Below are 25,054 nucleotides of genomic sequence, written 5' to 3'. Positions count from 1 at the left end.
CTGCTACACCGAAATTGACAAGCTTCCTGACAGAACTGGACAAGGGCAAGAAAAAGGCCGGGAGTTCGCAGCTCCCGGCCCTGAAGTCCTCCCGCCCGCAAAAACGGAAAGAACTAGCACACGCATGAGGGTACCCAACCGCACACGCGGCACACACCAGCAGCCTCCGGACGAGAGCACCTCCACACCCGGGGGTGCCGCTCCCGGGAACGAAGACCAGCCGTACTTCGAGGTCACGAGCGGCCGGGTAGCCGCGCCGTACTCCAAGATGCCGCTGTGGATCATGTTCGCCTCGTCCGTCAAGGCACGCGCGGTGTACGAAGCGCTCTACGCCTACCGGGACTACTGGGCCAGCGGCACCCGAGTCGAGCGGGTTCCCCGGAGCGTCCTGGCCGAGTTGATCGGTGTCAAGAAGGACGACTCCGTCGACCCCTACATCCGCGAGCTGGAGAAGGTCGGCGCCATCGACGTCATCCGTAACCGCACGCCCGACGGCATGAACGCGATGAACGTCTACATCATCCACACCGAGCCCCCGGCCGACTTCACCGGTCCGCGCACCATCGACGAGTACGAGCAGATGCGCAAGATGAAGGACGTTTCCGCAGCTCAGCCCGTACCCCGCTCCAGCGGGGTACGGAGCAACCAGGATAAGTCAGGCAACGTCGCTCAGCAGGATTCGGATAATCCTGACGAAAAAGCTGTTCGCGCAGGTCGCACCGTACCCCGCTCCAGCGGGGTACGTACCCCGCTGGAGCGGGGTCAGGTACCCCGCTCCAGCGGGGTCATAAGAAGAAGTACTTCCAAGAACACCCCCCCCTCCCCTCCCTCCCGTCACACGGGAGACACCTCTGGAGATGTGGTGCCGCTCCCGAGGGAGGGGGAGGAGATTTCAGAGGAGACAAGCACCCTCGTCGCGGAGGTTCGTGCGCTGCGGCCTGAATGGGCTCCTTCAGCGATCCGCAGAGCTCTGGCCCACCCCGAAGTCGTCGAGCGAGACAACCCCGCGTTGATCCGGGCGGCCATGCTCCTTGTTGCGAAGGACCCAGCCAGCACTTCGCCCGGTCGTCTCTCCCACAGCGGCCCCTGGTGGTCCCGGGCCGCCGACTCACTGCTGCTGCGAAACCCCGCCTCGGCCTACGGTCCTCGGTGCGATGACCCGCAGCATGACCCCGACGACCCCAACAGCCGACTCCTGCTGAACCCCGAGACCCTCACCGCCCGGAAGTGCCCGGCCTGCCACCCCGACCTTGCCCCTGCCTCCGGAAGAGACCAGCGATGAGCATCGACCAGACGCCGTTCGCGGACGAAATGACGTCCGTGCGCCAGCCGCGCCACGACCTCGCGGCCGAACAGGCCGTTCTCGGCGCGGTGATGATGTGGCCGCGGGCCCTCGACGATGTATCGCGGCTATTGCGCGCGGCAGACTTCTACCGGCCCGCGCACCAGGTCATCTACGAGACGGTCTTGGCACTGTCCCGCCGGGGCGAGCCGTACGACATGGTCGCGGTCGGGGCTGCCTTGATGAGCGGCGGTGGCCTGTCGCGGATCGGTGGCGCCCCGTACCTGCACACGCTCGTGTCTGGCGTCCCCGTGGCGGTCCAGGCCGGTTACTACGCCAAGATCGTGCATCGCGAGGCGCGCATGCGAGCCCTCGTCGAGGTCGGTCAGCGCCTGGCCCAGATGGGGGTAGAGGGCAACTCCGAGGATGTCGACGCCTACCTGGAGGAGGCTCACCGCCAGTTGGTCTCCCACGAGGAGACCACCACCGACCCCCCGCTGGTCGGCGAGGCGTTGCTGGAGTTCTTCGACGAGCTGGAGAACGGCACGGCCGAAGAAGAGAAGATCCCCGCCCCGTACGTAGACCTCGACAACCTGCTCGATGGGTTCCGCCCCGGCCAGCTCATCGTCGTCGGTGCCCGGCCTTCGGTCGGCAAGTCCGTGGTGGCCGCCGACATCGCCCGTGCGGCGGCGATCAAGCACCGGGCGCCGGTGTTCTTCGCCTCGCTGGAGATGAGCCTGATGGAGCTGGTCAAGCGCATCGTGGCCGCTGAGGCCCAAGTGGGGCAGCACCTCTTGCGCAAGGACCGGATGACCCCGGAGAACTGGGAGAAGGTCACCAAGATCATGGATCGCGTCTCGAGCGCGCCCTTGGTCATCGACGCCGCGCCGAACGTCACGCTGACTTCCATCCGGGCTTCGCTGCGCAGGATGCAGCGGCGCACGGACGTGGAGCCCCCGCGGATGCTCGTCGTCGACTACCTCCAGCTCATGAACTCCACCTCCAAGGCGGAGAACCGCCAGGTCCAGGTGTCGGAGCTGTCGCGCGGCCTCAAGCTCATCGCCAAGGAGTTCGGCCTCCCGGTGATCATGCTGTCGCAGCTCAACCGCAACCCCGAGCAGCGCCAGGACAAGAAGCCCGCCGTCTCCGACCTTCGCGAGAGCGGCGCCCTGGAGCAGGACGCGGACGTCGTGATCCTGCTGCACCGCGAGGACGTCTACGACAAGGACACCCCCCGGGCCGGAGAGATGGAGATCATCGTCGGCAAGAACCGCAACGGGCCCACAGCCACCATCCACGCGGCCTTTCAGGGGCACTACTCCCGCGTCGTCGACATGGCCCCCGAGTCCTGACCCCTTGCCTACGTGTCACGGCCGCGTCCGGAGGGGCCCGGTCCTTCGCCAACCGGGCCCTGCACCCTGCGAGCGATTAAGAGCGCACTGCTGATGACCATGGCCAGGCACGTGGCGCTGAACCTGGGCCTGCCGACGGTCTACATCTCGGCCGAGTACCCGGCCAAGACCCTGCGCTCCCGGTTGCTGGCCGGCGTCGCCGAGCTGGCCGTCCACGAAGTGGAGCGTCTGGACCTGACGAACGGGCAACGCGACCGCCTCAACGAGGCCACCGCACGCCTGGACGCGGCCGACTTCGACGTTCACGGCGAGGTGAACATCACTCTGCCGCGCCTGGAGCGCCTCATCACGACCCAGCGGAGGCAGCAGATCACCACCGAGCGAGAACAACGCCCGGTGGTGTTCGTCGACCACCTTCAGGCGGTCCTCGCCGCCGAGCGCCGCCAGGAGGACCCGCGCGACGAGGACGGCGTCCTGTATGCGCTGAAGAACCTCGCCTCGCGGACCCGGACGCCGATCATCGTGACCTCGTGGTTGTCGACATCCTGGGCGGAGCTGCGTAGGCGTAAGGACCAAAGGCCGACTCGGCTGGATGTCAGCGAGCCCATCGAGCAGTTCGCCGACAAGGTGATCACCGTGTCCCGGCCGAATGGCAACACGATGGACCTGGTCGTCTACGACCAGGCTGATGCCACATTCGACAAACACGGGACGGTGACGTTGAACGGACACTTCGCCCGGGTCACGGAATCGTGAGCACGCACGAGGGGAAGGCGGTGGCCTACTCGGGCCAGGTACGGCCAACGCCGGGCACGGTCCCCGAAAGCGGGAGACGATCGAGGGCTGTGCTGCTCTGCCCCCTCGAAGGAGACCCGCATGCTTGTGGACGCAGCCGACTGGATCGCTGACCAATACCAGCAACTCCAGGCCTGGGCCCGCGACAGGTTCGACGACGACCCCCGCCACGCCGAGATCGCGAAGAACGCGATCAACGTGGCCTGCGCCGTGGTGGTGGCCGCCGCCGTGATCGTGACGGCCTGGATGGTCATCTCGGTGCTGGGCGCCCTGACCGTGGGAACGGCCCAACTCGCGGCCACCGGCCTGGGGTGGGCGCTGGAGCGGGTGGCCGACTGGCAGCTCACCGAGATCGTCACCAAACCCGTCCACGACTACATCACCGCCCACGCCGCCGGCCTGCCCGCCGCCGCCGAGGGCATCTGGTCGGCCTGGGCACTGACCGGGCCGGTGCTGTGGCTGCTTTGCTGGCTGGCACGTTCCTGGGGCGCCCGCCTGGCCTGGGTGCTGTACGGCGTCGGGACGGTCGCGATGGTCTACAGCGCCAGCCCGGCCACCGGGCAGCTGCTCGCCGCGGGCGTCGCTGTCCTGTACTGGGCGGTGCTGTCGATTCTCGCCTTCCGCGGCGTCGGCCGCCGCCCCACGGTGCACGTCCACCAGCCCACCGCCCCTGAAACGACCACCACGCTGGAGCAGCTGCGCCAGCAGGTCGACGAGCGCCTGGGCGAGATCCGTACCCGGCTGGAGCGCATAGAGGCGGACGGCGATGAGCTGGCCGCCCGCCGCTCAGGCTCGGAACGTTCCTAGATCGCTTCAGAAACGACGAGCCCCCTTCCGGGCCCTCCTCTCTAGGGAACGTCTGTTCGGGTCTGTACGGGGCTCTCAGGGCGCCGTACAGGTGAATCTACGATGTAAGGGCGGAGTCGCCGCCCACTGAGGAGCACACGCTGACCCGCGACCTACCCACCTACCAAGACATCGTCCCCGAGCACCTCAAGTCCACCGGGCAGCTCCTCGCCGCAGGCCTGCGCCCCGGGAACGTCACGGCCCCGGCCGGATGGTGGGTCCAGACGTTCGCAGGCGATCGCTGGCGAACCGAGCTGCACGACGTGCGCCTGGCCTTCCCGCTGGTCCCTCACCCCGCCTCCGCGGCCGGGCCCGGTCTCGCCGATTCCGCTGAGCGCGAGCCGGTGGTGATGACGATCGTCACCTGGACCAGGCCCGTGTGGCGCCGCGTCGAAGGCCGCTTCACCGAGACCGAACAGCGCGCTCAAGTGAAAGTGCACGTGAGCGTGGACGGCGTCCGCACCGCGTGCGGGTCCGACATCCCCGAGCACGCCACGGTGAAGACCAAGACCGCCGAGTGGCACCTGCACACCAACTGCTACAACTGCGCCTACCGGCTGTGGCCTTCCTACGGCCCGCCCGGCTACATCCGCCCGGCCAACAGCAGCGACTTCCCCATCCGCCGTGCCTGAAGGCGGTCGGCCACCGGCCTCGGCAGAGCGGCCAACACGGCCCGCTCGCCAGCCTTTCAGCCATCGTTTTCGCCAGCGGAAACGATGGCTGTTTCGCAGGCAACCTCGCTGGCAGAAGACGCACAAAGCCGCGACAGCCGTGAGAACCCGCCCCGCAGGCCCGGAAGGACCGCACGTCGTCATGCTGACGTTCGACGAGGTACAAGACCGCCGCTCGATCACCGTCGACGGCGTCGACTACGTGGTGCTCACCGCGGTCTCCGAGCCCGGCCGCCGAGACCTGATCGTCTACAGCGTCGACGACGGCCAGGTCGCCGGGGTGGCCTTCATGGCCCAACCGGACGTCTACTGGGTCACGCTCCCGCTGGACGAGCGGGTCGTCTACACCGGCAACGACGTGGCCGAGGCGATCCGCTGGCTTACCCTTGAAGACCGGATGTAGGAGGTCGGGATGCACGGCACGCTGACATCGCAGGTCCAGGAGTATCTCCGGCCGTTCGGCATGTTCCAGCTCCCGCAGGCCCCGGGACAGGCCATCACCACCAAGCGGGGCGGCACGATCTACCTCGACGAGACCGACCGGGAGTTCACCGTCCGCATCGTGCGGCGCGACGGCTCCACCGTCGAGGAGGTACGGCCCATCGCCGACCCCGGCGAGCTGGCCATCGCGATCCGCTCCATGGTCTTCAAAGCCCGCGCCTGACCAGCACCTTCGTCCCCATCCTTCAGCCAGCCTTTCCGCTGGCGGAAACGCTGGCCTTTTCGACAGCGCTGTAGCTGTCGCGGTGTGCAGAGCTGTTTGCTTTACCTAGTAGATCCCTTATGTCTCTACCGGATCGTAGCCCGGGTGGCCGGAATCGGCCACGGCCGCGGAGACCTCGGTGATCCCGTTTACCGTGACGCCATGAGCCAGGGGAACGGACCTGAACCCGAGCAGCTGAGCATGGCCAAGTGCGCCAGATTGCTGAACGTGCCGTGGCGGCACGTACGGCGCATGATCAAACAAGGAGTCTTCGCGCAACCGGCCGGACACGACTCCACCGGCCAGCCGTACTGGCACCGCCGTAGTCTCTACGCCTGGGCGGCGGCCGACCGTGACCTGCTCGGCCGTGTCCCCCTCCACCACTGGCGGCCCCCCACGGTCCAATCCCGCTACCTGGGCGCCGAGACGATCGATAACAGGGCCACGGCCTTGGGCTGGCACACCAGCGCCGGACCGGTCTGGATGCTGTGGCACTGGGACTTCGACGCCTCCACCTACGAGCGCGACCTGACCGAACTGGCCAAGCACCTGCCCGACGCCGCCGCGATCACCATGGTCGGCGGCGACTACGGCATCGACGGCCCAGCGCTGTTCGGTGTACTGCCCGCCGCCCCGGCCCAGCCCGTCTACGAGATGCCCTGGCCGGCCCTGTCGAACGTGATCGGCATACCGGCGCCGTTCTGGCCGTCGCGCCTGCGCATCCCCGACCTGATGAACACCTGGCGCCCTGGCGACGCACCAGTGGTGGCCGCAGCCATTCCCGACTCGGACCCCACACCGATACTGCGCCTGGCCGTGATCGTCGATGAAGGCAGCCCCGCCCGGCAGACACTGGTGAACCTGGTCCAGACCTGGCAACACCGCGCCACCGAGACGGCCACAGACGACTTGAAAATCCTGGAGGAACACACCACCGCGGCGACGGTGACAGTCGCCGCCACACCGCTTGCCGTACCGGCCGCCAAGAAGGACGACCTGGCCCCAGACATCCGGCGTGCGGGATGGCTGGAGATCCTGGCTCGCGCCGATGACCTGGCCGTCGCCTGCGTCCGCGAAGCGTTGCAGTGGGACGGAGGAGAGGACTTCCCATGGAACATGATCGAAGTCATTGACCCGGACACCCCGCTGGGCGCTGAGTGGGCCGGGCGGCTAGTGCCGGCCAATCGGACCGCTGCGTTTGAACTGCTGGATCAGCGGGATCAGGAAGGCGAGCCGCTGCGGGACCCACAGACTGACGCACCCGTGCTCCGCCAGGAAGAACGAGGACAGATCAAGTACCGCACCGCTGTTCCCTACCGGTTGCCCACGACCGCACCGTTGGCCGAACTGATCCTGGAAGGCCCTGTCTGGGTACGCACCGAAGACGGCACCCTCTACCCCGCCCCCCAAGCCCACCCATACGGGCCGACATGGGGGTATCGGGGATCAGGCCCCTCGATCCTCGCAATGCTGGCCGACCGGCTCCTGGATGACATCACCGCTCCGGCTCCCGACGGTTACACCCCTCAACCCCCGAAGGGGCTGACGGAACTTACGCAGCAGTCATGGCCCAAGGGCACGGTCCTGACCCGCGCACAGCTGGGAGCAGCCCGGAAAGGCCGCCCTTTCCCGGAAACCAGCTGACCAGTGCAGTCCGTCCGTTAGCGCCTCTCGCCAGCCTTTCCGCAGGCGGAAAAGCCAGCTTTTTCGCCTGCGGAAAGGCTGGCCGCGAACACCAGGCGGGTCAGCCGATGGTCCGGCTCGGCTCGTGCAGCCACACCTGCTGCCCGTTGGGAGAAACGGTCATGCCGAACCGACTGCGTCCCGGCTGCCTTCTGCGCCGATGAGGAGAGCGAGCGCTGTCACGTCGACCGGCCGCGTGGTGTTGACGCGGTGCACCGTCCCCAGGGCGAGCGGTTCGGCGTCTTGCGCCCACCGCCGCCAGGCCCCGTCGGAGGTGCCGTTGCTTTCAGCGTGGACGGTGTGCCGATCGGCCAGGCGGGCGGTGAAGCGGTCTCGCGCGACCTGCACCGGCACCTCGCACCACACCTCACGCACATCGGCCACCTTCACCCCCGCGCGGTGAAGGCCCGCGGCCACGACGGGACGTAGCGGGGCCAGCCAGGGGCTTTCCAGCACCGCGTGGCCGCGGGCGTCGGCGAGCAGCGTCCACAGCGTCTCTGCGGCGGCCCGGCCGAGAAGGCTGCTCCACTGCCCAGGAGGACAGTCGCCGGGCCAGGCCGCGCCGAGGTTCTCCGCCAGCGTCTCCTTGATGGCGTCCTTGCTGAACAGAGGAAGCCCCAGCTCGATGGCCAGGGCCTTGGCGAGTGTCGTCTTGCCTGAGCCGGGCAGTCCGTTGACCAGTACGGCGACCACGACCTGACCCTAACTCTCGCCCTTGCTGAGCACCGAGCGTAGAAACCCCGGCGATCAGCGCGGCGCTTCAGCGCACGACCACGGTCTGCGGCACGAGCACCGACGGCTCCCCCAGCCACACCTGCTGGCGGCCGGCGGCGGTGACGGTCAGCCCGAACCCCTCGTGCCCCGGCCGTCCCTGCTCGCTCCACCACCGGTGGGCAGCCTCGACCTCGTCCCAACCGCATCGTCCCTGCGCCGGTGAGCAAGCTCGGCGCCCTGTTCGCGCCTCTCGGCGAAGCCACGCCCCGTCCCGCTCGCCGACCGCGGCAAGTTGAAGCTTCTTCCAGCCTGAGCATGAGTCGCTGGAGCACGCCCTGTGGCCATGTTCCGGCGCGTCTGCTACGAGTGTGCGCTCACGCTGGAAGGCCCGGGTCATCGGCCCCGTGGTCGTCGCTGGCGTGATCGTTGGTGTCCTGCATGGTTTGCGACGGTGCGGTCCGATTGTGGTCACCGCCTCGGGCACGCGAGCGGGCACCAAGTGCCAGGACGAGGCCGCCGTACAGGCCAACGCCCGCCGTGGTCAGCTCCACCAGGCCCCTCAGGAGATCGAGGCTGGCCAGGAGGTCATGGGTTTGCATGGGCTGTTCTTTCGACTCGGAGCGAACGCGCTGGTCGCGCTCGCGGCGTCTGCTGCTACGCCTTCAGCACAGCCGAGTCCAGTCCTGTCCAACCAGACAGTGGGCCGATCGCAGGCCAATTACGAGCCAGCGCGGCCCGGACGGAGACAGCCTCCCGCCTGCGTCCCACACTCGTGAGCCAATCTGGGCCAGCTGCTCTAGGGTGAGCCGTGGGATTCAGTCGTACGGCTCGAAGGGCAGGACATGTCGCTACTACCCGACAGCACCGCGAACGCCGCCGCTGCTCCCGCTCTCCTCGATGTGGCGGCCATCGCCACCGTGCCCGATCTGGCCGCAGCCCTGAAGCTGTTGTGGATCCGAGCCGGCCAGCCGTCCCATCGTCTGCTGCAAGAGCAGACCAGGCACCACAAGCTGCCGCTGAGCCGCAGCACGATCTCGCGGGCACTGCGGGGAGAGAGGCTGCCAGGCAAGAGCTTCACCCTGGCTCTGGTCCACGAGCTCGGCGCTACGGGCGCCGAGCTCGCCCAGTGGGAGGTGGCCTGGGAAGCGGTCGCGTTGGCCGAATCCCGAGCGCCAGCCCCCCGGCCCAGCGAGGTGGCCGAGCTGCGTGAATCCATCACCCAACTGCAACAGGCCCTGGCGACACAGGCCGCCGAACTGGCCGCGCTGCGCGAAGAACTCAACCGCAGGCCTTCGGTGTCGTCGCCAACACCGAGGCAGTCCGCCGTGGTCGGCCAGCCGCTGCCGAGCATGGTGGCCGTGCGGCTTCAGCAGCAGATGGAGGGCCACGTCGCGCAGGTGGTCCGCGAGCGTGTCCGCGAGCTGGCCGACCAGATCGTCGCCAACGATCCGCTTCTGACGGCCAGGATGCTGCGGGAAATGGAAGGGCATGTCGCGATGACCGGCGCAGAGGCGGTCAAGCAGCTGGCCGACCGGATCGTGGCCAAGGACCCGACCATCTTCGGGCGGTTGATGCGCACCATGGAAGCGCAGGTGGAGCTGACCGGCCGGGGAGCGGTCCAGGACCTGGCCCGACGTATCACCTGATCCGGCTCCAGCCCTTGTGCCCGTGGCAGGAAGACTCTTTCTCCCGCCAGCGGGCCAGGGGCAGACCAGCTGGGGGTAGAAGCTGGCCGACGAGACGGATGACTCGCTTCAGCGTGATGGGCGCGCTGGAGGGCGTAACAACGGGCTGTTTGGCAGGAGAACATAGGGGGCATGTCGGAACCTGCTGCTGTCGTGTTGCCGCCACTTCTCATGCCAACCGGCCCGGGCCAAAGCGATCTTCTCATCCACTTTTGCGGCCGCAGGGCGTTCTCAAAGGCGACCCCGGGGGTCCCCGCCGAGATCAGGACCATGACGCCGCAGCAGCGACTGGACATGATCCTCTCCACGCGGACGCTCCGCGGATTCGTCCCGTTTCGCGCCAGCACCCCGGCGGTGTGCCTGTCGGAAAGTCCCGGCCCGCACCTGCTGCACATGCTGACCGACCGGGGGATGGCGCCCTGGGGCGTGCTGTTCCGGCGCGCCGATGTGATCGCGGCCGGAGGCGGCGGTATCGCCTACCCACCCGAAGCAGTCCACGAGACCTGGCCTCCCGAGGTGAGGGTCTGGGGCAACCCGATCCGCAACGACGGGCAGCGGCTGATGGACTTCAGTTGGGAACGCGAATGGCGCATTCCCACTCCCGGCGGTGTGCTCGTCTTCCAGCCGCAAAACATAGCCGCAGTCCTCATCGGCGACCCCACCTGGACTCCCACCCCCCTCACCACCAGTTGGGTCAATGGCGCCAGCGGGGAACCTCTCCCTGGCCCCTCCGTCCCCGAAGCCGTTCCACTGCCGAACTATCCACCAGCCTGGACAAACGCCCTCCACCTGTACTGGGACGGCACCACCCTGCGGGCTGTGCTGTAACGCACGGGCTCAGGCAAGGGACAATCCCGCCGCGCCGCGCCTGCTCACACCGCGTTCTTCTCGCCGTCGTTTCCGCTGGCTAAAAGGCTGGCTTTCCCGCCAACTCCTCTGCTGGCGTACGTTCCGACCTGGCCGAACCTCGGACGGGATCGGCCTGCGGCGGCCGGAAGCTGCGCTAAGCCGTCGTTTTCGGTAAGCATCGGCCCCATGAGCAACGCGCTGCCCGATCGAGCCACCATGACCGTCACCGAGGCCGCCGAAGTCCTCGGGGTCCACCGCGACGCCGCCTACGACGCCGTGCACCGCGGCGACATCCCGTCCTTCCGCGTCGGCCGAGCGATCCGGATCCCCACGGCCAAGCTCGCCGCCCTGCTCGGCCTCGCCCCGCCGCCCCACCCCTGACCGAGGTACAAGCATGGTGGCCCCCGTACCTTCTCCGCACAGGGCCAGATGTTCCAGACCGCCGTCCCCTCGAATGTTCGTCGTCTCAGAATGCAAACTTTTTCCGGAGCCACCCCAGGAGGCCCAGCCCGGCCGTGAGCGCCTCGGCGCGGCCGCCGCCAAGCTGCCCCCTTCCCGGGCTCGTGCAGCCGAGGGAAGGTCAGCGCCGCCGTGGTGGCTCAGAACAGGCTGGTTACCGGCCCTGCGTGGAAGCGCAGGCAGCACAGAGCAGCCGCACCCGGTGGCCGAACCGCACCACCGCGGCCGGAGCCCGGCACGTGGCAGTGGGCTGACCGTCACCATCGACTGCGGTCGGCCTCTGGCAGAAGCCGAGGTCGTCCTTCTCGATGTCACCGGCGTCGATCACGATGGGCTTCCCCTCGACAACTCGGTAGTTCGTATCACCGGGCTGGTTGTTGGTCTGCGCACGCATGAGCGCCATCGCCTCGGGGTCGGGGGCGCTGCCGTCGTTGACGAAGTACGGCATGGCCATGACGTACTCCTTGCGGCCGTTGCTGTCCTCCAGCTCAAACAGCGCGGACGGCGGCGCCCACGGCATCCCGGCGCGGCGGGCCCTTTGCAGGATCTGATGGTCGTGCACGTTCTCCGGCGGCCACCCATCCATCTTGTAGACAATTCCGCCGACCAGGTAGGCGGTGCGGTTTTGACCGCGCCCGATCTTCTGCACGACGGCGGTGTCCTGCTCGGCCTCGTGATAGGCGTGGTAGGCGCGGACGGCGTCATCGCAGTTGGCCCGAGACAAGAACGCGGCCTCATCCACGTGGCACCATCCCTCGACGTGACCCGCCCCCGGCTGCCGCCCTACCTGATGGGGACCCGTACAGACTTGAGCGTGGGACCTGGCGTCGTTGCTCATAGGGTTTCTCCGGGGCGCTCGTCGCTCAGCGGGCGGGAACGGCCTGCGGCACGAGCGCGGACGGTTCGCCCAGCCATACCTGCTGACGGCCGTCGGCGGTGATGGTCAGCCCGAACTCCTCATGCCCTGGTCGGCCGTGCTCGCTCCACCAGCGGTGGGCGGCTTCGACCTCGTCCCACAGGCTACGCGGCCCGCCCTGGTAGACCCGCGAGGCGGCGGGGTCGTCCTCGTCGAAGTAGGCCGCGGCCCAGGACCGGTCGCCCAGGCCGTACAGCCACATCGTCATGGTGCCGCGCGGGCTGCGGCCGTAGGTGTAGACGCACTCGGGCAGCAGCAGGCCGAACACGAACTCCACCGCCGCGTAGGAGTCGTCGGAAAGGACCTCGTCCTGAGTGAGCGCGGTGGTCGAGCGGCGGGTGCCCTCGGGCCAGCCTCCGCCGGGCAGGTAGTCGCGGTGGCGGGGCCAGGTGCCGCGCTGGGAGCGCACGTGCATGAACCGGGTGGCGCCACTGAAGCGCCCGCTCGCGGTGCCGTCGTCGGCCACGACCAGGCGCACGACGGCGTTCTGCCCGCTGTAGCGGGTGCCCCAGGGCAGCACGATCACCCCGCCGGGCCGGGTCTGCTCGATCCAGGTGTGAGGAACCTCCCGAACCCCGGCAGTCACCAGCACCCGGTCGTACGGCGCCCGGTCCGGCCAGCCGAGCAGGCCGTCACCGACGACGACCTGCGGATGCCACCCGGCATCCGCCAGTGCCTTGCGCGCGACCTCGGCCACCGCCTGGTCGACCTCGACGGAGACGACGTTCGACTCGCCAAGGCGGGCCGACAGCAAGGCAGCGCACCAGCCGGTCCCCGTGCCCACTTCCAGCACCTTCGCGCCGTCGGCCACCGACAGGGCGGCGAGCATCGTGAACACGACGCTGGGCGCGGAGCTGGAGCTGCTGGCCAGCGTGCCGGGGGCGGTGCCGGTGTGGTGGCCGTCGTCCCACTGGGTGGCGATGGGAACGTTCGTGTAAGCCCACCGCCGCCACTCCTCGGGATCGTCAGTCTTGGAGACGGTGACCGTGCGGCCGTCGTCGGGCCAGATCACCTCGGGCAGGAACAGCTCCCGAGCAACCGCCTCGTAGGCCGCCACCCAGTCGTCAGACAGCGCCCCCGTCTCCAGCAGGAGATCACGAAGTTCTTGCTGCCCTGCCCGCACGACGGTCACTTCGCCGGTTTCTCGTGCTGGCCAGGCGGTGCATCGCCGTCCAGCTGCGCCGGCGTCAGCTCGGCAGGGGCGAACTCCTCATCTTCCGAGGGCTTGCCTTCGTGGGTCCCCATGCGCGCCGTCCTTCCCAGGCCGGGCTCCTGACGCGGAGCATTCACCGGTAAGCGTAACGTCGCACCCGGTGACCACAGGGAGACACTTCACGCGCCTGCCGGGCGTCGGCCTGGCGTCGGCCAGTGGTTCGGGAAGCTGAATTGTTGCTCTGGTCGTAATCCGCGCTTCACGGGCCGCGAGGACGTGCTGTGCCTTCTTTTTTCGTCGTGACGGGGTATCGGTGCAGCTCAGGGCTTATGTCGGCAGGCGGGGCCGGGGAATCGCCGAATCTCTCATTATGTAACCCTTCAGTCACGAAGGGTGAGCTGTCGCGGAGTGTGCGGAATCGGTTGCGCAGCCTGACCCGTGACTGTTGAGTGTGATCGAACAACTCCGGAAGTGGGACCGGGCCTGCGTGCTGCGCTGCCTTGTGCCGTTTTCCGGACGCGTTGCCCAGGCTCGCCATGGTCCTCCACGTGTGGAAACAGGACCCGGCGGGCCTTTCGCCGTATATACGGCGAAAAGTTCATATTCAACGATTACAGCGAAAGGAACTCGATGAGCACCACCTCACCCGCCCCTCCCGACCCGGAGGAGGCGCCGCCCCCTGCGCGGGAGCGCCTGCCCGAGCCGGAGGTCCCCTCCTGGATCGGGGAGATCGCGCGGACGGTCCGGGAGTGTGTCGACAGCACACCCCGGACCATCCGCCTGTGCGTTGTCATCGCGGTTGCCGCCGCGTGCCTGGCCTTCTTCAGATAGCCGCTGGATGACAGTCCAGGCGTGACGCACGGGTAGTGCAAGGCCCCAGGCTAGGCCGCCTTGTGGCGCCAGATGCCCGCTTTATCGAGATCGCAGGCACCCTGACACCAAAGGAGGAGGTTTGGCCTGGGGCCTTTGCGCGCCGATCACCCTTCCCCGCCGTCTTGTTGCTCAACCCTCCCGGGGGGCGGGGGCCGCGCATGAGCGCACAGCCTAAAGGCCGCCCCGCCCGCCTCGGCGCCCGGTATGGAGTTCAACCGGCGGCCGCCGACGCGCCCCGGCGAGCAGGGCAACCCTGCGAAAGGCTGCGGAAACCCTTACATCCCGCGAGCCCTCGCACCGTTGGTGAGCGCCAACACATGAGGGATGACAACACCGCTCGGTCGTAGGAGGCGCAAACCCCGCGCCGCGCGGGGATCGCCGCGGCGAGCGCCGGACATTTCGCTGACCACACTGGCACGGCCTGCCCGGCACGGTCGCCACGGCGGTATGGCGTCGCGTGTCGGCGCGGGCCGGTCGACGCCGGGGCGTGTCGGTTCCCTCCGTCTCCAATCTGGGTTGCGATAATATGCCTTATCGCAACCCAGAATCCATGATCACCCCGACCTGCGGAGGACCGGTGCTCATCCCCCTCACCCCTGAACCGGCCCCCGGGCCGGATCTGCTCACGGGGAGCGTGCTGCCCGCCCGGCCCTCCGGCGGGTATGGCCCGCCCGTCCCGGACGAGCGCCCCGAAGGCGACGCCGACCGGGCGCTGTCGGCGGCCGCGCGCGCCCGGGTCGCCGACGGGTTCGCCACCACCACCGGCCGCGCCTACGCCCGCGACTGGAGTGCGTTCACCACCTGGTGCGCCACCCACGGCCGTACGCCGCTGCCGGCCACCGCCGAGACGCTGGCCGAGTACGTCACCCACCTGGCCGCCACCCCCACCCGCACCGGCAGGTTGCCCGCGCCGTCGACCGTGGAGCGGGCGCTGGCGTGCATCCAGTCCCGGCACAAGCTCGCCGGAACCACCGCGGACGCCCGGCCGGCCCGGCTGGCGCTGCGTGCCTACCGCCGCCAGCAGGCCGACGCCGGGAAGCGCGCCCGCAAGGCACCCCCGGCCGAACTCGACGCGTTGCGCCGGATGCTGGACGCCACCGCGCCCGACACCCTGGCGGGCCTGCGCGACCGGGCCGCGCTGGTGCTGGGGTTCGCGTTGATGGGTCGTCGCTCGGAGCTGGCCGCGCTCGACATCGGTGACGTCGCTCTCACGGCGGACGGGCTGGAGGTGTTCATCGGCCGGTCCAAGACCGACCAGGACGCGCTCGGCGAGACCGTGCCGCTGCCCTACGGCTCGCACTCCGAGACCTGCCCGGTCCGGGTGGTGCAGGCCTGGATCGCCGCCCTGGCCGAGTACGGCGTCACGAGCGGGCCGCTGCTGCGCGGCGTCGACCGGCACGGCCGCCTCACCGGCACCACCGGGGCCGCAGGCAAGGCCGTGACGCGGATGAGCGGGCACGGGCTGAACCTGCTGGTGCGCCGCGCCGCCGTACGGGCCGGGCTGCCCAACGCCGAGACGTTCAGTGCGCACTCGCTGCGCGCCGGCGGCGCCACCGCCGCGGCCAAGGCCGGGGCGCCGGTCTCGGCGATCGCCCGGCACGGCCGGTGGTCGGAGAAATCCCCGGTGGTGCACGGCTACATCCGCACCGCCGACAAATGGCGCGACAACCCGATGCGCGGAGTGGGCCTGTGACCGCGTCGGAGACGCCGGAGGTGTATGCGGCGCTCGCTGTGATCGCCGCTGCGGCGCGCTCCGCCTACGCTGACGGCTCCAACCTTCGGGTCCGGTCGTCGGGCATCGTTCACGAGGTGGCCATGACTCGCTGGTTCGCCGAGGAACGGATGCCCGGCCCCGCGTGCCAAGTGGGTGTCAGCGGGTGGGATCCGGGTGCGGCCCATCCGGACCGCGGGCCGGTGACGTGCCGCCGGTGCCTGAAGCTCACCGGGCACGAGCCGCCCGGCGAGCAGCTGGAGCTGTTCCCCACCACGGAGCAGGACGCGCCTGCGGACGGCGGAGACGGCCCCGCGAACACCACGGCCTGACTCCGCTCCCGGGGAGAGTTTCGCGAGTTTCGCGAGGCATTCGCGCGCACACGCGCGTGAGGAACACGGTGGTGGGTTCCGCCAGTTTCGCCAGGATCCCTACGCGCGCACGCGATGCCCGCCGACCGCGTTGCTCGGATGGGCGGGCGGCGGACTTTCACGACTTTCACGACACCCCTACGCGCGCGTGCGAGGCCTTGCGGAAGAAGGGCCGGGCAGTGAGGGTGAAGGAGTGACCGCCGACGAGCCTGCTCCGCCGGTTCGCCTGTGCCCGATCTGCGAGGCGACCGGCGGCTATGACGACCTTGGGAAGAGCCTGGCCTCCATCCTCATATGGAACGACAACGGCGTGCTCGTCCAAACAGCGCACACCGCCGAGTGCGCCTACTACGGGGTTGAGGAACCTGAGAACAGCCGTTGGCGCCGAGAACGATCTTGTGGTGTTGTCCCTGCTCGGAGGGCAGACCAAGTAAGCCGGAAAGGGGCAATGGCCGATGCAACACGGTCTGTTGTGCCGTTCGGAGAGGGCAGGTTTCGGCGCTCTGCTGCCGAGCGGTCCACGAGACCGAATCAGCGGGGGAACCAGTACGGAGCGTTGGGCTGGGATGACGCCGCCGCGTGACCGGACAGAGTCGTAGTTCTGTCCGGTATGCCCACCGAACCGAGATTCATGATCCTTCTCAGCGCCAACGGCTGTCCCCAGGTTCCTCAACCCCGTACTACCGAGACTTCAAGACCCGCACTGAGGACCTTCGCCGGAGCGCTGCGCCCCGGCCGGGCCAGGAAGCGTAGCCGTCGCTTGCCCGCCCGCAAGTCCCCCGCGGCCACCGACCCGGGCAACCGCCGTAGGGGACTTGCCCGCGGGCGGCGCTGACGGCTTGATCTGGCCCCAGGCCGGGGCGAGCGAGGGCAGAAGAGCTAGGGGTTTTCGGAGTGCCTTACGCGCATGCGCGAGGCCTTCGCCGCTCCTTCAGGCATCAGTCCAGAGTGACGGTCGCCGCCGACTTTCCATGATCATCCCGGAGCAAGTTAGTAGATAAAGCGGAGTTAACGCTCTACGGGCAGCTCACGAGGGGTGCGGCCGCGGCCGGGCCATGCGCCGGGATGGGACACGACACCGGGATTTTCGGAGTTTTCGGAGCGCCCTACGCGCACGCGCGAGGCCTTCGGCGGGACCGGCAAGAGCAAGGATCGCGGCGCCGGTGCGAGGGGCGGAGACTGGTTCGCGTCCGACTGGCCAGCTCGCCACCACCCGCCTCGGCGGCGGGGCACTGGACGGGTTTTGAGCGTTTCGGGGCCGCCTTACGTGTGCGTGCGCGCGAGGCCGAACCGGTGACGGGCAACGCTCCTTGACCGGGGATCGGCACCTTTACCGTGGCCGCCCGGCACGGCCGCGCCTGCTCGCAGGGGCACGTACACCCGTACAAAAAAGACCGGCGCCGTACGGGCCCAAGACACGGCGGGCGACTGCGGGCCCGGCCCGCGCCGGGGTGCCGCGCTGAGCCGTACCGGTATGCGCCGAGCCGCCGTCGTGGTGGCCGACCACCACGGTGGTCGCCGCAGCGAACGAGCCCAGCAGGATGCGCCACCCCTGGTGCGGGCGTCCTCGAGCGGGCGGTGCTCCTGGCCGCTGCAGAAGCTCTGGGCGCCGCCGCCTGGTCGACGTCGCGCGCCTCGACGACGACGGCCAGGAGCACGCCGTGGTGTGCGGGTGCGACATCGTTTCGGGAGTTTCGGGAGCCACTTACGCGCGGGTGCGCGGGGAGGGTTTTGTCATTTTTGGCAGGGGTCTACGCGCGGGCGCACGTGAGAGTCGGCGGCGCTGTTGGGCAGGAGTCCGGCGGTGCCGTCTGGCAGGCTGCCGCGCATGGAACCCCCCGAGATCCGGATCAGCCGGTATGAGCACTCCATCGCGATCAGGTGGGACGGCGATGAGAACTGGTACCGCATCGAGCCCGAGGACATGGCGTACGGCCCGCTCGGCAAGAAGTGCCGCGTCGGCACGGGAGACGACCTGTTCGGTCCCGACGAGGAGTGGCTCGACCCGTTCGCCGATCCCCGCCCCGACATCCGCCGGTGGACCGAGCCGATGCGCCGGCAGCTGCGGGAGGCCTTGAGGATGCTGGAGCACGCCGAGCAGCATCCCTGGTCCGGCTGACGGCCGCCTGGCCGACGTCGACGGTCAAGAACCGCGGCACCGGGGTGAACCACACGGCCGCGCCCCGTCCCGTTCGATGGATGCGCCGTGCCGACGTCGGCCCAGAGCACGTGCAGGCCGGAGGGTCGTAGTTTCCGCATGCCTTTATGCGCGGGCGCGCGATGGGACGAGGGCTGGCGGCGGCCGACTGGTCGGCGCACAATGGCCTTTTCGTCCCGGCCTCCCCGGGCCGTCTGCGAGGTGATCCCCCGGTGTCCGATCAGGTGCGTCACGAAGTCCAAACGGTGCTGTGTCCTACGTGCCAGGCTGGAGGCGGGGGCGGCAACACCTTGCTCATCATCCCGACCACACCAGGGGTGACCCAGACCTGGCACACGCCCGACTGCGCTGACCATCTGCAGTGGATGCAGCAGGTGCAGGAGAGCGCCGAGGAGGTCCGCCGGGAAGAGGAGTGGGCGCGGGAGGCCTTCCCCGCCGCCTACGCCCGGCTGCAGCAGGCGTTGAACGCGCTGCCCGTCGACCAGCGCGCCACCCCGTTCGTCGCCGCGCTCGCCGAACTGGCCGAGCTCCAGGCCACGCGGCGGGCCGCCGGCGGGGGCTTCGTGGTGCTGCCCGAATGGGCGCAGATCCTGGAGCGGCACTTCCCCGCACAGGAGTCGTAGCCGTCTTTCCCGGGCTTTCCGGACACTCCTACGCGCACGCGCACGGGGCCCACAGACGGAATTTCTGCAGTTTTTGCAGGGGTCTACGCGCGTGCGCGCGAGGAGAGCCGGTAGAGACGGTTCGCCCCAGCTGCGGGCCCACCCCGCTACCTGCCGCCCGGCCGCCCGTAGTAGTCCACGCAGATCACCACGGCGACAACGAGCGCGGCCAGCCCCACGACCGCAGTCCAGACAAACCATCCCTCGTGCCAGGAGAGCGTCGCGTTGACCGCCAGCCCGGTGAACAGCCACCACATGGTGGTCGTCTGCTTCTGCTTTTCGCTGCGGCCGCGATAACGCTCCCACCAGGTCCGCAGATCGTCACCGGTTCCCATGCAGACCTCCTGTGTCGCCGAGGCCACGAGGTCGCGCTGCGCCACACCGGAGACGACGGTTCACACCGCTCAGCCAGGCGCACCCGCTGCCGGCACGCGACGGCGGCCCTATCGCTGAGGCCCACCGTCGCATGACCACCCGCTGCGGCGAAATAGCACAATCAGCTGAATTCGTTCATGAAACAGCCGGTGCGGGCGCAGGCCCGGGACGCCGACGGCCAGGACGCCCCGGGGAGGGCGAACACGGTGAGCGGGCCATGTCGGCCGCGGGATACCCTCCGGAAACCTGCCGAAAGTCTGACCAGACGACCCCGCTTCCTTCACCGCCCGGCAGCGTGCCAGCGGCCGACGGCGAGGCGGATCGCGCGGCGCTCAGCTTCCTCTCGGGCGAGGGTTTGGCGATGGATCTCAGGGTCGCGATGCGCCCAGATGGCCTCGCGCACGATGGCGGCCAGGACGTCGGGCGGCAGAGCCTCGGCCTGCGTGGTGGCCGTGCCGGAAAACGACCTGCGGTCACTGGCCTTGGGCGGCGCGGTCGGCAGACGGTAGGTCGCGACCTGCTCGGCGGTGACGGCCACGCGCTCGAATTCCACCTCAACGTCGGCGGCCGCGGCGAATGCGGCCACGTCCTGGGCCAGCGCCGCGAACACGTGCTCCCCGCTGGGATCTCGGTCGCCGACATGGAGGACCCGGGTTCTGGTGCCCCCGGCCGCGGCTCGGACGGCCGCGTCGTGCTTGCCGGCCAGGCCGTCGAACCCGCCGCCGGAAAAGCGGGAGATGCCGAACTGCTCGCCGATCCGGGCCAGCTGCGGGACCATACCCGCGGTTTCGCACCACAACTCCAGCCGGACCGGCTGGCCGGACTGCCGATCGACGCGGTAGTCGTCGGCGGCCGAGGCGACGGCCGCCCAGAAGCCGGCCGGGCCGGTGAAGCAGGGCGGGGCGTCCACGGCGATCTGGGTGTCGTCGCGGATCGCCTCCCAGGCGATACGGCCCGAGCGGCGGGCCATGCCGACGTACTCGCACATCCGCTTATATGAGCGCTCCGACTTGTCCAGCACACCGTCGCCCAGGAGCACGTAGAAGACCTGGCGCAGCGAGACGGGCAGGTGATCGTGGTAGCGCTCCAGAACGGCCTCGACCGCCGTCAGCACCCGCAGGGTCTCCCGGCGGGGCCGCCAGTGCGGTTGCGGCCCGCGAGGGCGCTTGTCCGGCGTCGCGACCTCCTTCCCCCTGATCACTGCGGTCAAGTCCGCCATGGCGTCCTTTCCTGCGTCCCATACCCACCGCTCGGGCAGGGGTGAGCCAACGACGCCCGGGTGGATTCAAAGATCGCGTGAGGTGATCATCAGGACCGGGTCTTCCTGGTCGAGGTTCGGTCTGCAGAACCCTCCCTGCGCGTCTGAGACCACCCCTGTATGTCGATCTTGCTTATCTGGGTCCCTTCTCCTCTCTAACCCAGAATCGCGCGTTAGAGAGCTGTACAGCCTCACAGAGAATCTGATCATGAAATCTAGATCACATAGTTTCGACTTATCAAAACTAAGAATCACTTTCAACTTACATTAAAACGAAAGCTTGCTAGAGTGAGGGTGTGACGGAGAACACCGAGGAAGAGCAGACCGAGCAGCCCGGCCGGGCCTGCGGCTACAGCCAGTGCGAGCGGCGCATCAACTACACCGGGTCTGGTCGCCCCAGGGAGTACTGCGGGCCGCCGGATCGGGTGTGGGAGGACGGCAAGACCTGCAAGCAGAAGGCCGCCGAGGAGCGGCGCGCCACCACCGCCGCGGGAGTCGACGGGGTGCTGGCCGCCTACGGTGCGGCCGGCGCGCCGGTGCTGGCCGCCACCGCCGCCCTGAGTCAGGACCTGGCCGTGCTGCACGAGGCGCTGACCGCACACACCGACCGCATCGAGGAGGTGCGTACCGCTGCGGTGGCCCGCATCGAGGCCGCCGAGAGTGCGGCCGCCGAGGCGCTGCGGCGGGCCGCGGTCGCCGAGGCCGACCGCGACCGTGCCGCACGGCAGGCCCAGGCCGCCGTCGCCGACAAGGAGCAGGCCGAACAGGCCCGCAAGGTCGCCGAGCGCCTGGCCCGCGACGCCGAGGCCGAACGCGAGCGGCAGGTCACCGCCGTCTGGCGGGAGACCTTCGAGCACGAGGGGCGGCGCGCCGCCGCCGAGCAGCGCGCCACCGACCAGACCGCCGCCGCCACCCACGCCCTGGCCCTGCAGCAAAAGGAGTTCGAGCGGGCCGAGGCGCTGGCCAAGACCAACCGGGAGCTGGACAAGACCAACCGAGCCCTGGAGCGGGACCTGGCCGCCGCGCGCGAGCAGGCCGAGGCCGCTCGGCAGGCTCAGCAAAGCGCCCAGCAGGCCCAGGCCGAACAGGCCGCCCTGGTCGAGCAGATCCGCGTCGACGCCGCGGCGATGGTCGCCGCTGCCGATGCCCGTGTCGAGGCCGCCTGCGCACAACACGCCACCGAGGTGCGCCAGGTGCGCCAGGAGCTGACCGGCCAGGTCGAGACGTTGCGCACCGAACTCGCCGGTGCCCGCCAGGCCCACGCCGTCGAACTGGCCGAAGCTCGGCAGGCCCACGCCGTCGAGCAGTCCCAGACCGAACAGGCCCGCGCCGAGTCCGCCCGGGTACGGCAGGAACTGACAGAGCAGGCCGGCGACCTGCGCGCACAACTCGATGCCGTGCGCGCCGAGCTGGCTCAAGCCCAGCAGGCCCACGCCGTCGAGGTGGCCACCGCCCGCGCCGAGACCGGTGCGGCCCAGCAGGCACTGGCCCACGAGCGGACCCAGCGGGCCGCCGCCGAGGCCGCGCTACGCGCCACGGGGAAGAAGTAGAAGCATGACGGGCGAACAGGCCGATCAGGACAGCGCGGGGACGTTCACCGCCGAGCAGGTACACGCGATGGTCACCCACATCGAGCGGTGCCCGTTGTGCGGCGCGGGCGACGCCGAGCTCCTCGCGAGCCTGTACGACGAGAGCCTCCCACCCGACGAGCTCGCCGTCTTCATCGCCACCGGCCACGATCCGGCGTGGCTGCGCCACCTGCTTGGCCGGGCCGCCTGACCATGCCCGCCTGAAGTCAACGAGTCGTTGACTTCAGGCGGGCGGGATCCCGGTTCTCCGAGACCACCTTCATACTTCATGTCAACATGGCGTTGACACCGCTTCTTCGCTGATCAGGCCGCTGGAGGGCCCCGTGAGCCGCTCGACGCAGATCCACCGCCTGGCCCGCGACCTGTCCCGGGTCTCGGGGGTGCCCGTCGAGGCCGTCTACGACGACCGCAACCAGTGGAGCCTGAACTGGAACAACGGACCCGCGACAGGCCGGATGAAGACCTACCTCGTCCCGCTCGCCCAGCGAGCCGGGCTGGAGACGGACCTGCTCCGCCTGCGCCGGACCGTCCAGGACGACGCCCTGGCCGTGCAGGCGGTGCGCCACCTGCGCACCACCCGGCCCGGCGAGGACCGCTACGCCTACGAGGCCGCCGTGGCCTGGCAGATCGACCAGGCCGTCGACGCGACCGACCACCCCGACCGGCCGCTCGACGAACGCGAAGCCGCCCTCGCCGCCCGGTTGCTGACTGCCGAGGGCGGCTACACCCACTCGCGGAGCCTGGCCGAACGGCTGCTGCGCCGCGGAGGCGGGGGCCTGGCCGCCTTCCTCGAAGACGACCTTGAGGAGGCCCGGCCCGGGGATCGCACCTGGGCGGCCGAGTACCTGACCGCCCGCTACGCCACCGGCGAGCACCGCGCCGCCTGGGAGCGGCACCTGCAGCCGATGCCCGCCCAGGAAGCGCTCGCCGCGGCGGCCGCCGACCCCGACCCCGGTCTGGCTGTGCACCAAGCCGCGCTCACCCTGGCGCCGGTGGTGCGGGCCGAACTGGAGGCCGCGCTGGCCGACCTGGACGGCGTCGAGCTGGCGCTGATCAGCGGGCTGCGTGAGCAGGAGGTGGCGTGGGCGCGGATCGGCCAGGCTTTGGGCACCACCCGCCAGGGCGCGGCCCAGCGCGCTGAGCGGCTCGCCGCCCGCACTACACCCACCGTGTCAACGCAGCGTTGACATCTCACTCCGGAAGAGGACCCGTGCCCTCCTTGCGCATCGTCGCCACCGCCGCCGAGCTGGCCGCCGCCGTCCAGGAAGCACCGTCGGACGCCCCGGTCTACGTGGGCCACGACGAGATCGAACCCGGCTCGGCCCCGGACGCCGAGTGGGCGGTCGTGGTCGAGCACACCCACCTGCCCGCAGGGGAACACGGCGGGGTGGCCAGGCCCGGCGAACGCATCGCCACCGGCCCCGCAGCTGACGACGGCGGCCGCCCGCTGCTGGCCATCCCCGTGGTGACGATCTGCAGCCGCCGCCTGGCCACCCCCGGGCGCACCGGCCCGCAGGCCCGCCCGGCCGATCCATGCCTGCGCCGCCCGGACACCTACGACGACGCCGGAAGAACCGGCGACCTGACGCTGTACCTGATGGAGCTGTTGGAGGCTGTCGCCCGCCTGCAACAGGAGGTTCAGGCCGGGGTCGACGACGACCACATGATGCATCCGGCCGCCCGGCACCGTCTGGCCCACGCCGCCGTCGCACTACAGGCCGCCCAGCAGGCGATCGACGACGCCACCCGCTACGGCGCGGCGTGCGATCTGGTGCGAGGCTGGCCCCCGATCCTCGACGACGCCGAAGAGATCCCGTGTGACGCGACGCATCTGGATGACGCCCAGGTGGAGCTGCCCCACCTGGGATATGCCGAGGTCGGATGCCCGGCTCACGCCGCCGCAGCGGTACGGCTGATTCCCGGCGCGCACCTCCTGCCGCCCCGCCCGGCCTGAAAGGGGCTCTCACCGTCCCGCTCCTGGAGCGTGGCGAGGCGGGCTTGTGCGCGTGGAGCGGGCGGCGCGGGGCACGTCAGCCGATGGCGTCCTGGTACTGGCTGAGATAGGCCGTGACGGATGCTTCGGGGATGCGAAACCCGCGTCCGACCCGCATCGCCGCCAGGTCCCCGGCGTGCACGAGTCGGTAAATGGTCATCTTCGACACCCGCAGGATCAGCGCGACCTCGGCCACGGTCAGGTACCGAGGCGCCCCTTGGCTGTGCTCGCTCACCAGCAGATCCATGTCCTCTTCGCGGATCGCCGGGCGAGTGCGGGCAAGCTGGACGATCGCCTTGGACGCCGCCAGCGCTTCGAAGATGGGGGACGTCTCGCCCTCACGTGGTGGAGGACAGGCACGGGCGATCAAGACCGCCGCCAGGTGCGCGTGTCTCAGCTTGTCCACTTTGCCGCCCATCTCGAGGCCGTCACGTACACCACGGGCATCGTCCCCACCGCTTGGCGGTGTACCAGAGTGTTCCCATCGCGAGCTTTTCGGCCCGTTGTGTCGCCTGGGGCGCCGACAGCTTCTCCATCTCCTTGGTGTCGAGGAACTCCACCACCGTACGTTCCCAGTGGTCTCCCGCGGTATCCCACTGCCCTCCGTGGACCTCCCGGACGAAGATCTCGAAGAACCGTGTCTCGTCCTTGTCTCCGTCGTAAAGCCTCGCCAAGGCTCTCACCGGCGCCCTCCGCGCGGACGGCGTTGCGGGCGGGCCCGCTGACGTAGTTCTTCGGCCACATCCACCTCCGAGCGTGTACGGCGAGCGTCGATCTGACGGGTCAGCAGGTAGCCGGCCGTTCCTCCCACGAACGCGGGAATCATCAGCCAGCCCACAAGCGAGACCGCCCAGCTCACCCACGGCGCCCCGACGTCCGCGGGCGAGGTGATGCCGATCATCACCTCGTACGCGGTCGACCAGCCGATCAGCAGCCCGTCCGCGGCGAAGAGCGCG

General features: G+C 69.5%; 29 protein-coding genes. 20 read left to right on the top strand and 9 right to left on the bottom strand.

The features are described from left to right. Positions 1 to 124: 124 nt before the first annotated feature. The 8 genes from AB0N02_RS35895 (at position 125) to AB0N02_RS35860 (ending at position 7,293) form a co-directional block, all read left to right on the top strand. A complete protein-coding gene (locus AB0N02_RS35895) occupies positions 125 to 1,282 on the top strand; it encodes a hypothetical protein (RefSeq protein WP_363955950.1) in 1,158 nt (385 codons plus the stop codon). Further along, complete coding sequence (gene dnaB / locus AB0N02_RS35890; RefSeq protein ID WP_363955948.1) at positions 1,279 to 2,634, top strand: replicative DNA helicase; 1,356 nt, start codon at positions 1,279 to 1,281, stop codon at positions 2,632 to 2,634. The genes AB0N02_RS35895 and dnaB overlap by 4 nt, the downstream gene beginning before the upstream one ends. A 12-nt stretch (positions 2,635 to 2,646) precedes the next feature. Continuing rightward, positions 2,647 to 3,390 carry a DnaB-like helicase C-terminal domain-containing protein gene (locus AB0N02_RS35885; RefSeq protein ID WP_363955946.1) on the top strand — a complete coding sequence of 248 codons (744 nt, stop codon included), beginning with the start codon at positions 2,647 to 2,649 and terminating at the stop codon, positions 3,388 to 3,390. 120 nt (positions 3,391 to 3,510) lie between these two features. Continuing rightward, a complete protein-coding gene (locus tag AB0N02_RS35880; protein WP_363955943.1) occupies positions 3,511 to 4,236 on the top strand; it encodes a hypothetical protein in 726 nt (241 codons plus the stop codon). 302 nt (positions 4,237 to 4,538) lie between these two features. Next, positions 4,539 to 4,907, top strand: coding sequence for a hypothetical protein (locus tag AB0N02_RS35875; protein WP_363955940.1), 369 nt, complete (start codon positions 4,539 to 4,541; stop codon positions 4,905 to 4,907). Between the two features lie 181 nt (positions 4,908 to 5,088). Continuing rightward, complete coding sequence (locus AB0N02_RS35870; protein WP_363955937.1) at positions 5,089 to 5,349, top strand: hypothetical protein; 261 nt, start codon at positions 5,089 to 5,091, stop codon at positions 5,347 to 5,349. 9 nt (positions 5,350 to 5,358) lie between these two features. Then, on the top strand, positions 5,359 to 5,610 hold the full coding sequence (locus tag AB0N02_RS35865) for a hypothetical protein (RefSeq protein WP_363955934.1): 252 nt from the start codon (positions 5,359 to 5,361) through the stop codon (positions 5,608 to 5,610). A 201-nt stretch (positions 5,611 to 5,811) separates the two neighbouring features. Further along, positions 5,812 to 7,293 carry a hypothetical protein gene (locus tag AB0N02_RS35860; protein ID WP_363955931.1) on the top strand — a complete coding sequence of 494 codons (1,482 nt, stop codon included), beginning with the start codon at positions 5,812 to 5,814 and terminating at the stop codon, positions 7,291 to 7,293. 159 nt (positions 7,294 to 7,452) lie between these two features. On the opposite strand, the gene AB0N02_RS35855 is transcribed toward AB0N02_RS35860, so the two are convergent. Continuing rightward, a complete protein-coding gene (locus AB0N02_RS35855) occupies positions 7,453 to 8,025 on the bottom strand; it encodes an AAA family ATPase (RefSeq protein WP_363955928.1) in 573 nt (190 codons plus the stop codon). Between the two features lie 395 nt (positions 8,026 to 8,420). Further along, positions 8,421 to 8,645: a hypothetical protein gene (locus tag AB0N02_RS35850; RefSeq protein ID WP_363955925.1), complete on the bottom strand. Its 225-nt coding sequence runs from the start codon at positions 8,643 to 8,645 to the stop codon at positions 8,421 to 8,423. A 243-nt stretch (positions 8,646 to 8,888) separates the two neighbouring features. Here AB0N02_RS35850 and AB0N02_RS35845 point away from each other — a divergent pair, with 243 nt between their 5' ends. The 3 genes from AB0N02_RS35845 to AB0N02_RS35835 all read left to right on the top strand — a co-directional run bounded on the left by AB0N02_RS35845 (position 8,889) and on the right by AB0N02_RS35835 (position 10,961). After that, on the top strand, positions 8,889 to 9,692 hold the full coding sequence (locus AB0N02_RS35845; protein ID WP_363955922.1) for a hypothetical protein: 804 nt from the start codon (positions 8,889 to 8,891) through the stop codon (positions 9,690 to 9,692). A gap of 309 nt (positions 9,693 to 10,001) precedes the next feature. Further along, positions 10,002 to 10,559 (top strand): hypothetical protein, encoded by a 558-nt coding sequence (locus tag AB0N02_RS35840; protein ID WP_363955919.1) that lies wholly within the window; start codon positions 10,002 to 10,004, stop codon positions 10,557 to 10,559. Positions 10,560 to 10,766: 207 nt separating this feature from the next. Next, positions 10,767 to 10,961: a helix-turn-helix domain-containing protein gene (locus AB0N02_RS35835; RefSeq protein WP_363955916.1), complete on the top strand. Its 195-nt coding sequence runs from the start codon at positions 10,767 to 10,769 to the stop codon at positions 10,959 to 10,961. Positions 10,962 to 11,193: 232 nt separating this feature from the next. Here the strand turns inward: AB0N02_RS35835 and AB0N02_RS35830 are convergent, their stop codons facing one another. Together AB0N02_RS35830 and AB0N02_RS35825 are read right to left on the bottom strand one after the other, a co-directional pair. Beyond that, complete coding sequence (locus tag AB0N02_RS35830; protein ID WP_363955913.1) at positions 11,194 to 11,781, bottom strand: hypothetical protein; 588 nt, start codon at positions 11,779 to 11,781, stop codon at positions 11,194 to 11,196. Positions 11,782 to 11,902: 121 nt separating this feature from the next. Then, positions 11,903 to 13,087, bottom strand: coding sequence for a methyltransferase domain-containing protein (locus AB0N02_RS35825; RefSeq protein ID WP_363955910.1), 1,185 nt, complete (start codon positions 13,085 to 13,087; stop codon positions 11,903 to 11,905). 651 nt (positions 13,088 to 13,738) lie between these two features. Between AB0N02_RS35825 and AB0N02_RS35820 the strand changes: the two genes are divergently transcribed. The 5 genes from AB0N02_RS35820 to AB0N02_RS35800 all read left to right on the top strand — a co-directional run bounded on the left by AB0N02_RS35820 (position 13,739) and on the right by AB0N02_RS35800 (position 18,844). Then, positions 13,739 to 13,939, top strand: coding sequence for a hypothetical protein (locus tag AB0N02_RS35820; RefSeq protein ID WP_363955908.1), 201 nt, complete (start codon positions 13,739 to 13,741; stop codon positions 13,937 to 13,939). Positions 13,940 to 14,531: 592 nt separating this feature from the next. After that, positions 14,532 to 15,674, top strand: a complete 1,143-nt coding sequence (locus AB0N02_RS35815) for a tyrosine-type recombinase/integrase (protein ID WP_363955905.1) — start codon at positions 14,532 to 14,534, stop codon at positions 15,672 to 15,674. After that, on the top strand, positions 15,671 to 16,024 hold the full coding sequence (locus AB0N02_RS35810) for a hypothetical protein (RefSeq protein ID WP_363955902.1): 354 nt from the start codon (positions 15,671 to 15,673) through the stop codon (positions 16,022 to 16,024). Before AB0N02_RS35815 ends, AB0N02_RS35810 begins: the two co-directional genes overlap by 4 nt. A 1,867-nt stretch (positions 16,025 to 17,891) precedes the next feature. Next, a complete protein-coding gene (locus AB0N02_RS35805; RefSeq protein WP_363955899.1) occupies positions 17,892 to 18,182 on the top strand; it encodes a hypothetical protein in 291 nt (96 codons plus the stop codon). Between the two features lie 356 nt (positions 18,183 to 18,538). Further along, complete coding sequence (locus AB0N02_RS35800) at positions 18,539 to 18,844, top strand: hypothetical protein (protein ID WP_363955896.1); 306 nt, start codon at positions 18,539 to 18,541, stop codon at positions 18,842 to 18,844. Between the two features lie 146 nt (positions 18,845 to 18,990). Here the strand turns inward: AB0N02_RS35800 and AB0N02_RS35795 are convergent, their stop codons facing one another. Both AB0N02_RS35795 and AB0N02_RS35790 read right to left on the bottom strand, forming a co-directional pair. Continuing rightward, positions 18,991 to 19,218, bottom strand: a complete 228-nt coding sequence (locus AB0N02_RS35795; RefSeq protein WP_363955893.1) for a hypothetical protein — start codon at positions 19,216 to 19,218, stop codon at positions 18,991 to 18,993. Positions 19,219 to 19,538: 320 nt separating this feature from the next. Further along, entirely contained in the window at positions 19,539 to 20,477 is a 939-nt protein-coding gene (locus tag AB0N02_RS35790; protein WP_363955891.1) for a hypothetical protein, read from the bottom strand. Between the two features lie 335 nt (positions 20,478 to 20,812). Here AB0N02_RS35790 and AB0N02_RS35785 point away from each other — a divergent pair, with 335 nt between their 5' ends. The 4 genes from AB0N02_RS35785 (at position 20,813) to AB0N02_RS35770 (ending at position 24,059) form a co-directional block, all read left to right on the top strand. Next, entirely contained in the window at positions 20,813 to 22,066 is a 1,254-nt protein-coding gene (locus AB0N02_RS35785) for a hypothetical protein (RefSeq protein WP_363955888.1), read from the top strand. A 4-nt stretch (positions 22,067 to 22,070) separates the two neighbouring features. Further along, positions 22,071 to 22,295 carry a hypothetical protein gene (locus tag AB0N02_RS35780; protein WP_363955885.1) on the top strand — a complete coding sequence of 75 codons (225 nt, stop codon included), beginning with the start codon at positions 22,071 to 22,073 and terminating at the stop codon, positions 22,293 to 22,295. Between the two features lie 133 nt (positions 22,296 to 22,428). Continuing rightward, positions 22,429 to 23,292, top strand: a complete 864-nt coding sequence (locus tag AB0N02_RS35775; RefSeq protein ID WP_363955882.1) for a hypothetical protein — start codon at positions 22,429 to 22,431, stop codon at positions 23,290 to 23,292. Between the two features lie 23 nt (positions 23,293 to 23,315). After that, positions 23,316 to 24,059, top strand: coding sequence for a hypothetical protein (locus AB0N02_RS35770; RefSeq protein ID WP_363955875.1), 744 nt, complete (start codon positions 23,316 to 23,318; stop codon positions 24,057 to 24,059). 76 nt (positions 24,060 to 24,135) lie between these two features. Here AB0N02_RS35770 and AB0N02_RS35765 read toward each other — a convergent pair whose 3' ends face one another. The 3 genes from AB0N02_RS35765 to AB0N02_RS35755 all read right to left on the bottom strand — a co-directional run. Further along, a complete protein-coding gene (locus tag AB0N02_RS35765; protein ID WP_363956226.1) occupies positions 24,136 to 24,345 on the bottom strand; it encodes a helix-turn-helix domain-containing protein in 210 nt (69 codons plus the stop codon). A 181-nt stretch (positions 24,346 to 24,526) separates the two neighbouring features. After that, complete coding sequence (locus AB0N02_RS35760) at positions 24,527 to 24,781, bottom strand: DUF6313 family protein (protein ID WP_363955872.1); 255 nt, start codon at positions 24,779 to 24,781, stop codon at positions 24,527 to 24,529. After that, a partial coding sequence (locus tag AB0N02_RS35755) for a DUF6313 family protein (RefSeq protein ID WP_363955869.1) occupies positions 24,778 to 25,054 on the bottom strand: 277 nt, incomplete at its 5' end. The genes AB0N02_RS35755 and AB0N02_RS35760, both read right to left, overlap by 4 nt.

Source organism: Streptosporangium sp. NPDC051022, from assembly GCF_040683035.1.
Taxonomy (GTDB): domain Bacteria; phylum Actinomycetota; class Actinomycetes; order Streptosporangiales; family Streptosporangiaceae; genus Streptosporangium.
This window is presented reverse-complemented; position numbering and strand designations above follow the sequence as displayed.

Bases quoted from the DNA above. Each gene is read 5' to 3' on its own strand.
- AB0N02_RS35895 (WP_363955950.1), top strand. From the start codon at position 125: ATGAGGGTACCCAACCGCACACGCGGCACACACCAGCAGCCTCCGGAC.
- dnaB (WP_363955948.1), top strand. From the start codon at position 1,279: ATGAGCATCGACCAGACGCCGTTCGCGGACGAAATGACGTCCGTGCGC.
- AB0N02_RS35880 (WP_363955943.1), top strand. From the start codon at position 3,511: ATGCTTGTGGACGCAGCCGACTGGATCGCTGACCAATACCAGCAACTC.
- AB0N02_RS35870 (WP_363955937.1), top strand. From the start codon at position 5,089: ATGCTGACGTTCGACGAGGTACAAGACCGCCGCTCGATCACCGTCGAC.
- AB0N02_RS35865 (WP_363955934.1), top strand. From the start codon at position 5,359: ATGCACGGCACGCTGACATCGCAGGTCCAGGAGTATCTCCGGCCGTTC.
- AB0N02_RS35860 (WP_363955931.1), top strand. From the start codon at position 5,812: ATGAGCCAGGGGAACGGACCTGAACCCGAGCAGCTGAGCATGGCCAAG.
- AB0N02_RS35850 (WP_363955925.1), bottom strand. From the start codon at position 8,645: ATGCAAACCCATGACCTCCTGGCCAGCCTCGATCTCCTGAGGGGCCTG.
- AB0N02_RS35845 (WP_363955922.1), top strand. From the start codon at position 8,889: ATGTCGCTACTACCCGACAGCACCGCGAACGCCGCCGCTGCTCCCGCT.
- AB0N02_RS35840 (WP_363955919.1), top strand. From the start codon at position 10,002: ATGACGCCGCAGCAGCGACTGGACATGATCCTCTCCACGCGGACGCTC.
- AB0N02_RS35835 (WP_363955916.1), top strand. From the start codon at position 10,767: ATGAGCAACGCGCTGCCCGATCGAGCCACCATGACCGTCACCGAGGCC.
- AB0N02_RS35820 (WP_363955908.1), top strand. From the start codon at position 13,739: ATGAGCACCACCTCACCCGCCCCTCCCGACCCGGAGGAGGCGCCGCCC.
- AB0N02_RS35815 (WP_363955905.1), top strand. From the start codon at position 14,532: ATGATCACCCCGACCTGCGGAGGACCGGTGCTCATCCCCCTCACCCCT.
- AB0N02_RS35805 (WP_363955899.1), top strand. From the start codon at position 17,892: ATGGAACCCCCCGAGATCCGGATCAGCCGGTATGAGCACTCCATCGCG.
- AB0N02_RS35795 (WP_363955893.1), bottom strand. From the start codon at position 19,218: ATGGGAACCGGTGACGATCTGCGGACCTGGTGGGAGCGTTATCGCGGC.
- AB0N02_RS35790 (WP_363955891.1), bottom strand. From the start codon at position 20,477: ATGGCGGACTTGACCGCAGTGATCAGGGGGAAGGAGGTCGCGACGCCG.
- AB0N02_RS35780 (WP_363955885.1), top strand. From the start codon at position 22,071: ATGACGGGCGAACAGGCCGATCAGGACAGCGCGGGGACGTTCACCGCC.
- AB0N02_RS35765 (WP_363956226.1), bottom strand. From the start codon at position 24,345: ATGGATCTGCTGGTGAGCGAGCACAGCCAAGGGGCGCCTCGGTACCTG.